Source organism: Stratiformator vulcanicus (assembly GCF_007744515.1).
Classification (GTDB): Bacteria; Planctomycetota; Planctomycetia; order Planctomycetales; family Planctomycetaceae; genus Stratiformator; species Stratiformator vulcanicus.
This window is the reverse complement of the sequence record NZ_CP036268.1, coordinates 5115341-5127730: the sequence shown is the minus strand read 5'-3', so window position 1 is coordinate 5127730 and position 12390 is coordinate 5115341. Positions and strand designations below refer to the sequence as shown.

Genomic DNA, 12390 nt, shown 5'->3' with positions numbered 1-12390 from the left:
GCTGGCGGCCGGATTATTGGGTAAGAATCACCCACAACCGATACCCGGTCAGCCCGGCGGCGGCAAGTAGTAGCCAGCCGAAGCGGCCTCTTAAGGTGCGGGCGTGGGTTTTTGCGGCGATCATCGTGCCGAGGCGTGCCCCGATGGTTCCCCCGAGCAGTAGCGCGGCCACGAGGGGCAGGTCGATGCGATCGGCCCAGGCGTGGGCGATTGTGGCTTGGAACGAAATAAGCCAGACAATAACCAAGGAGGCGGCGGTCGCCTTCGAGGTTTGCATCCCGAGCAAATAGATCAGACCGGGTATTAAGACCAGCCCGCCGCTCATCCCGAGCAGGCCGGAAAGCGCGCCCGTAATTAGGCCGAGCCAGCAAATGACCGGCACAGACAGCCGACGTCGGCAACCTTCGAAGTAAGACATTGGCGGAATCTTCGCACGAGCCGGAACGCCGAGCAGGTGAACCATCCGCCCCGCCGACTGCCCCGATTCCACAATCGAAAAGACGCCCAGCACGACGAAGAGAACAAAGTAAATTCCCATGACCGCCAGATCGGCGGCGGGAAGGGTTCGGCTGAAGAATGTAATCGTGCCGGCCTGTTTGGCGATGCCGAGGAACCACGCCCCGGCGATTACGCCGATGAACAGACCGCCGGTAATGACCAGTGGCAGGCGGAAGGTCTCCCGCGTTGGTCGTCGTGTCAATAGAGCCGTCGTCGCGGGGCCGAGCACCTGGCACGCGCTGGAGCCGACGGCGATCTCGACCGGCACTCCGAGAATGACAGTGAGGACTGGGACGAGCAAAAAGCCGCCGCCGACACCGAACAGGCCGGAGAGCAGACCGACGATCAGACCAATCAGGGCGGCGGCCGGGTGAATTGTGGGATCGAACATAACGCCGGTCTGTCAGTTTCCCGTCAGCGTTTTCAGGTCGTCCCAATACCGCGGATAGGTCTTCGCGGTGCAGCCGGGGTCGGCGATTTGAACGCCGTCGGCTTTTAAACCGATCAGAGCGAAACTCATCGCCATGCGATGGTCGTCATAGGTGGCGATCGTGGCGGGAGTGATGGGGCGGGGCGTGATGGTGAGGCCGTCGTCAAATTCTTCGACGATTTGTCCTAATTTTCGGAGCTCAGCGGCGACCGCGGCGATGCGATCGGTTTCTTTGTGTCGCACGTGCGCGATGTTGCGGATCGTTGTCGGCCCGTCGGCGAATACGGCAACGGCGGCCAAAGTTTGAGCCGTGTCGCTGATGGCATTCATATCAATATCGATGCCGTGCAGTGATCCGCCGGTGACGGTGATCGACGACTCGCTTTCTTCAACGGTGCAGCCCATCTGTTTTAAGGCGTCAACGAAAAGCACATCACCCTGCAGGGCATCGCGATTGAGGCCCTCGACGGTGACGCGGCCTCCGGTGATCGCCGCCGCGCCGAAGAAGTAACTCGCCGCGGAAGCGTCTGGCTCGATGTCGTAATTCGTCTCCTGATAGGCGTGCGGAGCGATCGTGAACTTCTCATAGCCATCGGCCATCACGCCGCCGCCGAATGACTCCATGACGCGTAGTGTCATGTCGACGTAAGGTTTCGAGACGAGTTCGCCTTTAATGTCGAGTTCGACCACTCCGCGCGCGGCAGGGGCGGCCATTAAGAGGGCGCTGAGGTACTGGCTCGAGATATTGCCGGCGACCTCGGCCGTGCCTCCGGGGAGTGGCGGGCCGGCGACAATGACCGGCGGGCAATCGTTCTTGTTTTCACAGGTGACTTCGGCTCCGAGCGCGGTCAAGGTTCGCGCGAGATCGCCGATGGGGCGCTCACGCATCCGCTCATTGCCATCGAGTCGGTACCGCCCGTCACCGACGGCGCACAGGGCGGTGAGGAATCGGATGCTTGTGCCGCTGTTTTGCAGAAACAGTTGGGCCTCTTTGCGGGGAATACAATCACCGCAGCCATCGATCACGACCGTCTGAGCATCGAAGTCCTGATGAATGTTCAGTCCGAGCCGGCGCAGGCTTTCGATCATCACCCGCGTGTCGTCACTGTCGAGAACACCCGTCAGGGTGGAGCGACCATCGGCCAGCGCGGCGACGACCAGCGCGCGATTCGTGATGCTCTTCGAGCCGGGCGGGCGGACCGAGCCCTCGACCGGTTTGGAAACGGGACGAATGGAAAGCGGCTCTTGCATCGGTCGACGGAGGGGCTTCGGCTGACGATCGGGAATCCTTGAGGATAACGCACCGACTTGCGGGAAGGTATTGCGGACCGGCACAGAGCGAGCCGGAAAAGTCGGGTTGCTCCGCCCGGTCGGACTATGCGCCCCTGTTTACGCCATTCGCCAGCTTTTCGCGATCGGACCGTTGGATGGGGCAAGGTGCGATCGGCAGGCTCCGATATATCTTGTATCGCCGCCCCAGCTTTCCTGTTCTCCCCGGCCTGCCCCCGCTATCGAACCGGAGTCTTTCATGATGATTACCCTGCTGACCGATCGCGCTGTTCGAACGATGATCACCATGCTGACGGTGCTACAGGCGGGGGCTTATTTGGCGGGACCGGCATCGGCGGCGCCGCTGCCGAAGGCGATTCCCGGATGGAGCGATGAGATCGGCGAAGATCTCGTGTTGCTCTCCGATCACTTTCAACGTCTCTCGATCGCCACCGCCGGGGGCTGCGAGTGGTCGAAGCGACCGGTTGAGCCGAAGCGCGAGATCGTGGCCGTCCCGTCCGATCGGGAATTCAATCTCGCTTGCGATCTGTGGCTGCACGGGGAGATGACCGTGGCGGCATGGGGGCCGGTGGTGAAGAAAATGGCGGACCGACACGCGGCGCACTTACCGTCGGACTCAGCGGCCGAGGTGCTGACCGCGGGTCTGGAGGAAGCCCTCGGATTCGTGATCGCGACGAGCCGGGCCGATTTCGAGGGAGTCACAACGATGGCGGGCGTCATTCTGGAAAAAGACGCCGTAGTTGTGGCGAAACTGGGCGAGATTGAAATTCCTGTTGAAGCCGCCCGTCCTGACGTTCCGGTGACCGTGGCAGATTCGGAACCCTTCGAGGGCTACTTGGCTGATGTCGTCGAACTCGCCGCGGCATCGCTGGCCGACGTTCGCCGTGGTTTAGAGCAGATCGGCGAAGTGGCCGTCGGCCTGAGCCGGGCGAAAGTGCTGGCCTCCTGGCAGCAGATGCGAGCACAACTGGAAGCGGTCCGGCGGGTCATCGAAAACGACCGGCCCATCCAACGCATTGCGATCGACGGTGTCGTTGAGCGGTACTAACAGAGAAGCATCGCCAGAGGGGTGAGGCGTGTGGGGTGACGGGCTTTCGCCAAAATTCCTCTCGCCTCTGCTCGCCCGTTCGGCATAGCATAGAGAGAAGCGCGCAACTGCCTATTCTCTCAGAGCTAATGTCATGCATCGGATTTTGATTCCGGCAAGTCTTGTGGTCGGGGCACTGATCGCCGGCACGGTCACTGAGGCTGTCGCCCAGACGTTTCAGTACCGTGGCGGAACGCGTCCCCGCACGATCGATCGCAGCGATGCCGGTCTGACGACCCTCTCGATCGAGATCATCTCTGCCGAAGGGATCGGACTCGACGCCCAGCGATGGAGCCAACGCTTCGAACGATTCGGCTATGCCGTACGAATCCGACGCGGGCTGCCGGGCGAAGGTATCTCGGTCACTGAGAAAAAACGGGGACCGTTACGCACCGTCAAGGTGATCGGGGCGATCGACGATCGCGGGCGACTGCTCTTCCCATCGCAGACATTCGAGCCGACCGACGTCGCCGAATTGCAAGAGTGGCTGGACGAACTCAAGAGCTTCGGCGCTCAGGGGACGCCCGACGGCAAAGCGATGTGGGGACTCAATAAGACCCAATTCGATAAGTTCTACGCCGCGGTTTCGGAAAAAGCTGCCGCCGACGTGACCGGGCTGAAACTACCCGAGGCGATTCGAAAACTGGGTTTGCCGTCGGTGTATCAACTCAAGTTCTCGGCTGCTGCGATGGAGTCGATGAAGCAGACCGATCATCGCTTCGTCAAACATTCTCCAAGGGACCTCTCGGTCGGCACGACCCTCGCCGCAGTCCTGAACGAATTCGGATTGGGCTTTCGTCCCCTTCGTACTCCCGAGGGCGGCATCAAGCTAATGGTCGAATCGATCGATGAGGGCGAAGATCTATGGCCGGTCGGCTGGACGTTGAACGGTGAAGGGGCCGATCGAGCCGCTTTTGCACCGGCATTGTTTAGCGTCGTCGCCGTCGATTTCCGGCAGGCCAAACTCGCCGACGTCCTCCGTGCGGTCGAGGCGCAAACCGACATCCCGATTCTGATCGACCACGACGGTCTGTCGAAAGCGGGGATCGATCCCGCCGAGCTGACCGTCAAGGTTCGGCCGCGCAAAACGAGTTGGAGCATCGTGCTTCGCGACGTGACACTGCCGCACTTTCTCGACCGCGAATTGCGGCGCGATGAAGAGGGTCGGGCATTGCTGTGGATCAAGTCCTCCCGCCCGCCGCGCGATGCGGAAGACGAGTAGCCGAGTCCGTTCGGGCTCCGGTCGCTCGGTGTTTTGCGGCCAGTTAAGGTTCTTCCTTGGATTGAGCGTGAATGCGCTTCGATGCGAAGCATTCACCATAGTGTTGCATTCGCTCCGCCCTGCAGGCGACGATAGTGAGATCGGCTGATCTTACCTGTCGTCTTTTGCCGCGAACTCTCGGACGTATTGCCCTATGCGCTGCTCGATCGTATTAGCTGCTTGTCTTTGTCTGGTGACATCTTCGATTCCGGCCGCGGACGGACCGCCCGGTAAGGATATTCGCGTCTATCACATCGGGAACAGTCTGACGCGAAATATCCCGGTCGAACGGCTGGCGCAACTGTTCGAAGCCGCCGGGGGCAAATACGATTACGGAATTCAGCTCGGCGGTGGGCATCAGTTGCAAAAGCATCTGTCGAAGCGAAATCACAGCAACAAGCCGGGGGAAGGGAAGTACAACCTTAAAAAGCCCTACGGCGAGTACGATCAAGCTTTTAAGAACTTCAAGTTCGACGCCGTGGTCCTGCAACCCTACCGCGAGCGGTTAGACGAGGAACCGAAAGTCTTATCCCGTTGGCCGTGGTACACGGCCGGGGCCTTACAGTCGGCAAGTGAGTTCATCGACTACGCTCGTGGGGAGACGGTCCCCGGTGATGAAGGTTGGCATCGGCAGCATCCCAATACCAAGAACGTCGCGACCGACCGATTTTATATCTACGCGACATTCCCTTCCGCCAAAGACATTTTGGAAGCCGGAACCTACCGGAAGGTGTGGGACTCGCAAAAGTACGAAGAAGGACTGCATTGCCGGGCGTACTTCGAGACCCTCGTCGATCGACTCAACGAGCGGCATCCCGAGTTACCGGTTCCCGTCCGTATCGTCCCGCTCGGCGATGTCTTCTGCGAACTCGACGAGAGAATTCGTGAGGGGCGATTACCCGGAATCGAACCCTTCTATGCGCGAAATCAGGCTTACTTCCGAAAAGCCCGACGAAATAACAATAGGAAGTCGCCGTTCGATCCCGAAGAGTTCCAACACGAGGCGGGCGTTCTCAATTTCTACGCCGACGGCGTTCACTTGAACGACCAACCACACAACGGGGCCGACTCGGGAGCGATCGGCTCCTACGTCGCGGCTCTCACGTTCTACGCGACGCTGACAGGGGAAAGCCCGGTCGGGTTGACCACAGAGCCTTACGAGATGTTCGACCCGCAGCAGGATGCGGAGTTGATCAAAGCACTTCAGGAGACGGTGTGGGACGTCGTCCGCAAACACCGGCTGACTGGTGTCTCGGAGTAAGTCCGAGCCGGTCGGTGCCGGTCGGTGGGAATTGCGCTGCATGGGGAGATTTCCGAGCGTGCCCACCGGCAGGAACGCTATTGTCGAATTGTCTGCTGCGTTTCCCTGTCTGGTGCCTTAAGTTCAACAGAGTGATGTTCTGTAACTGTGATGGTGCAACATGCTTTCTCAATCAAGATTTTTTCTTCCGCTGGCCTTGCTTGTCTTGACGATTGCCGTGCGATTCCCGGCTGATGTCAGTAGCAGCTTCGCTCTGGCGGAAGAGACAACGCAAAAGGTGCCCGAAACTTCTGGGGAATCGCCGGGCGCCGTCGACCCTGACCTCGACCGGGCCGTCGAGTTAATCATCGAGCGCACGAATAAATTTCGCTCTGAGCACGAGCGTGATGCATTGAAAAAGAATGACAAGTTGAATGAAGCGGCCGTCGAATTTGCGAAGTTCATGGCCGAAAACGATGAATACGGCCACGAGGCCGACGGCAGCAAGCCGCATGAACGCGTCGCGGCAACCGGTTATGAGTATTGCCACACATCCGAGAACATCGCCCTGCAATTTCGCTCCAAGGGTTTCAAGACGGCCGACTTGGCGAAACGATTTGCTGAAGGTTGGATCAACAGCGAAGGCCATCGTCGGAACATGTTGCATCCGGCTGTGACTCAGACAGCCGTGGCGATTCGACAGAGTGAGAAGTCAGGAAAATATTACGCGGTGCAGTTGTTCGGTCGTCCGCAGTCGGCGTCGATTCGGTTTAAGATTCTCAATAAGACGCAGTCGGCAATTCAATGTCGCTGGGGCAACCGGACCATGAAAATTCCAGCTCGGGCCGGATGGATTTACCGGATGTGCCAGCCGGGTGAGTTGACATTTTACGCGCTCGACGACGATGCCGCGGAGCCACAGTTTCAGTCCAAGCCCTTCGCGAAGTTTGCGGAGGCTGACGGTCGCAAGTTTGAGGTCACCTCGAAAGACGGAGAGCTCGCCGTCTCATCCGAAAAGGTCGAAGAAGCGATCGAAATTCCGTCCAAAGCTAATAACGGTCGCTGAGCGGCCGCCGACATTTTGAGCCGAGTTCGGTTGAATCGCGGCGGGTACTTCAAGGTGCCGCCGCGTTTTTATACGCGTCCACGGTTATGACGCATTGCCGCTTCCGCTTATGGTATCGATCTCTCAAGGCCTTTCTTCAATACCTCGCTCCGCATGCACGCGCTCCTGCTCCCGTTCGGCAGTCACGGGGATGTCCACCCGTTCGTCGGCTTGGGACTCGAACTGAAAAGGCGCGGCCATCGCGTCACGCTCGCCACCAGTGCCCACTTCGCAGGGCTCGCCGAGCGGCAGGGGCTTGAATTCGTTCCCTTCGGAACGGAAGAAGACTACGAATACGTGACAACGCACCCCGATTTATTAAACCCGCGGCGGAGTTTCAACGTTCTTACACATGACGGCGTCGGCCGGATTCTGCGGGAGCAGTATCGGTTGATCGAGCGACTTCATCACGAGGGAGACCTCGTTGTCGTTGCGAATGCGTTCGGGTTCGCCGCCCGAACCGCACAGGAGTCGCTCGGGATCAAGTTGGTCACCGTCCACTTGCAACCGTCGATGCTCTGGAGCGATTACCAATCGCCGGCACTCTACGGCATCACGGCGAACGCTCCCCGCTGGGTCCGCCGATTTCAGTTGTGGTTCGGCCGCAACGTCGTGGTCGATCCCGCCGTTCGTGGCGTGACGGATGAGCTTCGCTCGGAACTCCGCCTCCCGCCAGTACGCAATACGTTTCGCTGGTGGAACTCGCCCGATTCGGTGCTCGGTCTGTGGCCGGAATGGTACGGGCCATCGCAGCCCGATTGGCCACGGCAATTGACGCTGACCTCTTTCCCGCTGTGGGATGAGAATCAAGAAGCGGAACTGCCGGCCAATTTACAACAGTTTTTGAACCGGCACCCGCAGCCGATTGTCTTCACGCCCGGAACGGCGAACCGGCAAGCGGCGAGCTTCGTCCGTGAGGCTGTCGCCGCCTGCGATATGATCAAGCGACCGGCTATTTTATTGACGAGGTTCGGCGAAAACCGACCCAAGTCTCTGCCGGAATCAATTAATTTGGTGGACTACGTGCCGCTCTCAGAACTGCTGCCGCACGTCTCGGCGATTGTTCATCCCGGCGGAATCGGCACTGTCGCGCAAGCGATCGCCGCGGGCGTCCGGCAGCTTATCGTGCCCATCGCGAATGATCAGCCGGACAACGCCAGCCGCTTAGAGCGTCTGGCAATTGGTTTAACGGTCCCTATGCCGCGATTTAACCGACGTGGTGCCGCGGATGCTCTTCGACAATTATTGGCTGACGAACAGATGCAGCGCCGGGCCGAGGAGTTGAGCAGGCGGCTGTCGGCATCGGAGGGGCTCCGGCGAGCGGCTGACGCCGTCGAACGGTTGTGAGAAGCAATTCCTCGAAGATTTTTCAGAAGCCGAAGTTGGCCGGCATTGAGCGAATGTCTTCACACATGTTGGCTTAACGATCGAACTCGCCGAAATCTGTGAACCGGCTGCCATCAAATCGCGTCTCAATAGAAGTCATCTCAAATCGTCACTTCGAAAGGACTTCGCCATGAAACAGGATCTCACCGACATCACCCTTGTCGTCGACCGCAGCGGATCGATGCAGCAGGTTCATTCCGATGCTGAAGGGGGCGTGAATTCGTTTATCTCTGAACAGGCACTTGAGGAAGGCGACGCTGTTCTCACGCTCGTGCAGTTCGACACCGAGTACGAGTTCGTCCACCGCGGCGTCCCGATTGGAGACGTGCCGAAGTACGAACTTGTGCCTCGCGGCATGACGGCGCTGCTCGACGCCGTAGGCCGCGCGATCAACGAAACGGGCGAGCGGCTCTCAAGAATGAGTGAGCAGGATCGCCCGGGCCTTGTGATTTTCGTGATCATGACCGACGGGCATGAGAATTCCAGCCGTGAGTTCGATAAGGGCCAACTCCGGAACATGATCGAACGCCAGCAGAAAGACTACAACTGGCAATTCACGTTCCTCGGCGCCAACCAGGACGCCTTCGCCGAAGCCGGCGGCATGGGGATGCACGCATCCGGGGCGGCCAACTTCGCCCAAGATAAGGTCGCCGCCGCCTACGCGATGACCAGCGCGAAGGTCTCGCGGATGCGAAGACAGCGACGTTCCGGCGAAACGGTCAGCAATGACTTTACAGCGCAGGAACGCGACGAGATGAAATAAGACGCGGGCCAAAATGTTGCTGAGTCATCTCAATAACCACAGCGCAATCCCGCCGCGCAGCGTCCAAGCCAGTGTTCGAATCCAATTCGTGGTGACGAGGATCCGATGGGCAGTCTCATCGAAACCCGCTCCCAGCTTCGTATGCTGGGGCACTTGTAATACGAACGTCGACAGCCAAATCAAGGCGACCAGTCCCACACCGAGCCAGGCCACCGTTTGATCTCGCTTCAATTCGAGCCCGATCAGCCACGGCATGGCAATTAAAAACGCGGTCGCCAGTTCGATCAGCATCGGGGCGATCACCACGAAGCTGATCCGCTCGGTATGTTCGCGTTCGTAGTCGACGAACTTTTCGACCCCGACGTTGCCGAACAACGGATAATGGACGACCTGAACCGTCCAGATCAGCCCGACGAGATACCAGGTCGCCGCGGCGTGAATGAGGAGTAGGTGGTGCATTCAGAAAGCTACTCCGAAGCCAATTCATCCCAATTGTTAAAGTCAATCGCTTCTTTGGCTGTGGCGGATAAGTCGACCAACGCACCGACCGAAGCATCGAGCTGCCAGTCGATCGTCGGAGGGGATTGATCGGCATTCCAGCCCCAGCCACGAAATCTTCTTTTATCTTGATCGGCGTTGACGGTCCACGCGAGGCGTTCGAATCCGTTTAAAGGTGTCAACGCGGTTGGCAGATCACGATGCCCTTCGCTTAAAGCATCAATCTCCAATAGATTGATGCCGGCGGCAATGAAGTCGTCACGCTTTCGCAGGTGCCGCTCTTGATCAAACCGATTTCCAACCCCCTTATTCGATGGCGAGAGTAATTCGAGTACGGCGACGATGCGGTTCTCAGGGCTGCGGCGGATTACAAGTTGATAGTGAGTTTCGGATTCGCAAAGCTCCTCCACATCAACCACCGCGGCCGTTGCCTCGGCGGCGAAGCGACTGTCCCCGAGGGAATCAGAATCGAGCCGACCGACCGAAATATCGGGTAAGTTGGTCGCCACCGGGCCTGCCGACTCCGGTGTGATCAGAACCGCTTCCGACTCAACGAAGACCCGAAATGTGGAGGGGATTTGGGATCTCAAAGACTGACGAATTTGAATTAACCAATCTTTGTGAAAATAGCCCCACAGCCTCTTTGACTCAACCCGAATCAAGATTTCGTTGATTTGGTGCATGGTTCGCCAATTTTAACAGAATCGGTAACTCATCGCTTCGCCCGTGACGATGACTTCGCCTGAAAGTGCGTCTGCACCTGCAAATTGTATTCCGATCGACGCCGATTGGCGAAACAGAAGTGCCGGAATCTCTTAGTCGAGTGCATCTTCTGAATGCGGAGAAGCGCCTGCGCCGAGAATTACCGATCAAGCCCGTGATTCCAGTGCCTCCCACTGCTCGTAAAGCTTTAACAGCTTTGCTGAAATTTCCTCGAGCCTGTCTGACACCGCGGTAATCTGATCCGATGGCTGCTGGTAAAATTCAGGCTGTGACATGTCCGATTGCAGCTCGGCCTGTTCGGCTTCCAACTCTTCAATCGTCCGCGGAAGTTGATCCAACAGCGAACGCTCCTTGAAGCTGAGCTTCTTCGGCTTTTTACCGTTGGTCGAACCCGAGTTACCGCTTTTCGATTTCGACGGCGAATCCTCACTCAACTCAAGTTCTGACTTTGTTGCCGCCTGTTTTTGAACCGCGTAGTCGTCGTAACCCCCGGCGTATTCCTTAACGAAGCCGTCACCTTCAACTGCCAAAATCTGCGTGACAACATTATTCAGAAATGCGCGATCGTGACTGACGACTAGCAGTGTCCCGCCGAACTGTGAAAGCAGTTCTTCGAGTAGTTCTAACGTCTCGGCGTCAAGGTCATTCGTCGGTTCGTCGAGGACGAGCAGGTTCGCAGGCTTCTTAAATAGTTTTGCCAATAGAAGTCGGTTGCGCTCACCGCCGGACAACATCCGCACCGGCTGCCGGGCACGATCGGGAGTGAAGAGAAAGTCCTGCAGATACCCGTAGACGTGACGCGACTGCCCTTTGACTTCAATCTGATCGGCACCCTCACCCACGTTGTTGACGACCGAATCGTCTTCGTCGAGCGTCTCGCGCAGCTGATCGAAGTAAGCGATCTCTAAATGCGTCCCGCGCCTCACCGTCCCACCGGTCGGCTCTAGCCCGCCGAGCATTAGCTTTAAGAGCGTCGTCTTACCCGCCCCGTTCGGGCCAATGATCCCAACCCGATCCCCGCGCGTGATTAAGAGTTCAACATCTTGCAGAATTGTCCGGCCACCGATTTCGTATCGCAGCGACTCCGTCTCCACGACAAGCTGCCCCGACCGCTCCGCCGCGGCGAGTCCCATCCGGACGTTGCCCATTTTGTCGCGACGCTGGGCCCGCTCCTCTCGCATCTGCTTGAGCGCCCGGACCCGGCCCTCATTGCGTGTTCGCCGGGCCTTGATGCCTTGGCGAATCCATTTTTCTTCTTCAGCGAGCTTCTTGTCGAAAAGTTTGTTCTGCTGCTCTTCGGCGTCAAGCGCCGCTTCCTTGCGCTTAAGAAACGTCGCGTAATCGCAGGTCCAGTCAAACAGGCGGGCACGTTCGACTTCGACGATCCTTGTCGCGAGCGCTTGTAAGAACACGCGATCGTGCGTCACGAACACAATCGCGCCGTTGTAACCCTTTAAGAATCGCTCCAACCACGCGATCGATTCAATATCAAGATGGTTGGTTGGTTCGTCCAACAGCAACACGTCCGGCTCATCGACCAGCGCTCGGGCGAGCAGAACACGCCGTTTCATCCCGGAAGAGAGTCGAGCGAAAATCGCCTCGCCGTCGAGGTCCATCCGACTGAGTACCTTCTCGACCGCCTGCTCCCGCTTCCAATCAATTTCAGCAGGATCAGCAGTGTTCGCGGGATCGATGTCGCCGCCATCCGCCTGATCGTCCCCGGAGACAATCTGCGAGACCCTGCCTTCGGTCCCCTGCGGCACCTCCTGCACCAAGCGGGCGATCCGCACCCCCGACTCCCGCAACACCTCTCCGTCGTCCGGCGTGTGCGTCCCGTCGAGCAGCCCCAACAGCGTCGACTTCCCCATCCCATTCCGCCCGACGAGCCCGACCCGCTCCCCGCGGTCGATCGATAGATTCACCCGGTCCAACAACAGCGGTCCGCCGTGGGTGAAGGAAAGGTCGCGAAGTTGCAGCAGGGGCATTTAGGGATGAATCGCTTGGAAGGACTCGGAAGAAGAAGCCTATTATCGCCGGAACGATCGGTAGGTAACGGCGACATTGTAGTCTGATAGGCGTCTCAAAGCATTGCGGAGCAGACAACCTGCG

At 58.7% G+C, this 12390-nt stretch carries 11 protein-coding genes; 6 read left to right on the top strand and 5 right to left on the bottom strand.

The genetic code is table 11. From position 1 onward, the window contains the following. Window positions 1–13: 13 nt before the first annotated feature. Together Pan189_RS20625 and aroA are read right to left on the bottom strand one after the other, a co-directional pair. Entirely contained in the window at window positions 14–889 is an 876-nt protein-coding gene (locus tag Pan189_RS20625; RefSeq protein WP_145365965.1) for a sulfite exporter TauE/SafE family protein, read from the bottom strand. 12 nt (window positions 890–901) lie between these two features. After that, window positions 902–2179, bottom strand: coding sequence for a 3-phosphoshikimate 1-carboxyvinyltransferase (gene aroA / locus Pan189_RS20620; RefSeq protein ID WP_145365964.1), 1278 nt, complete (start codon window positions 2177–2179; stop codon window positions 902–904). A 277-nt stretch (window positions 2180–2456) separates the two neighbouring features. On the opposite strand from aroA, the gene Pan189_RS20615 reads away from it, so the two are divergent. From Pan189_RS20615 to Pan189_RS20590, 6 genes are all read left to right on the top strand, one after another. Continuing rightward, entirely contained in the window at window positions 2457–3266 is an 810-nt protein-coding gene (locus Pan189_RS20615; RefSeq protein WP_310820845.1) for a hypothetical protein, read from the top strand. Window positions 3267–3399: 133 nt separating this feature from the next. After that, window positions 3400–4527, top strand: coding sequence for a hypothetical protein (locus tag Pan189_RS20610; protein ID WP_145365962.1), 1128 nt, complete (start codon window positions 3400–3402; stop codon window positions 4525–4527). Window positions 4528–4759: 232 nt separating this feature from the next. Next, the gene (locus Pan189_RS20605; RefSeq protein ID WP_145365961.1) at window positions 4760–5827 is read left to right on the top strand and encodes a hypothetical protein; all 1068 of its coding nucleotides are present in this window, start codon (window positions 4760–4762) and stop codon (window positions 5825–5827) included. A gap of 160 nt (window positions 5828–5987) precedes the next feature. Beyond that, window positions 5988–6872, top strand: a complete 885-nt coding sequence (locus tag Pan189_RS20600) for a CAP domain-containing protein (RefSeq protein WP_145365960.1) — start codon at window positions 5988–5990, stop codon at window positions 6870–6872. 153 nt (window positions 6873–7025) lie between these two features. After that, a complete protein-coding gene (locus tag Pan189_RS20595) occupies window positions 7026–8258 on the top strand; it encodes a glycosyltransferase (RefSeq protein ID WP_145365959.1) in 1233 nt (410 codons plus the stop codon). Window positions 8259–8427: 169 nt separating this feature from the next. Further along, window positions 8428–9060, top strand: a complete 633-nt coding sequence (locus tag Pan189_RS20590; RefSeq protein ID WP_145365958.1) for a vWA domain-containing protein — start codon at window positions 8428–8430, stop codon at window positions 9058–9060. 24 nt (window positions 9061–9084) lie between these two features. On the opposite strand, the gene Pan189_RS20585 is transcribed toward Pan189_RS20590, so the two are convergent. From Pan189_RS20585 to Pan189_RS20575, 3 genes are all read right to left on the bottom strand, one after another. Beyond that, window positions 9085–9519, bottom strand: coding sequence for a hypothetical protein (locus Pan189_RS20585; protein ID WP_145365957.1), 435 nt, complete (start codon window positions 9517–9519; stop codon window positions 9085–9087). Between the two features lie 8 nt (window positions 9520–9527). After that, entirely contained in the window at window positions 9528–10241 is a 714-nt protein-coding gene (locus tag Pan189_RS20580; RefSeq protein ID WP_145365956.1) for a DUF4058 family protein, read from the bottom strand. 186 nt (window positions 10242–10427) lie between these two features. Then, the gene (locus tag Pan189_RS20575; RefSeq protein WP_145365955.1) at window positions 10428–12266 is read right to left on the bottom strand and encodes an ATP-binding cassette domain-containing protein; all 1839 of its coding nucleotides are present in this window, start codon (window positions 12264–12266) and stop codon (window positions 10428–10430) included. Window positions 12267–12390 lie beyond the last annotated feature (124 nt).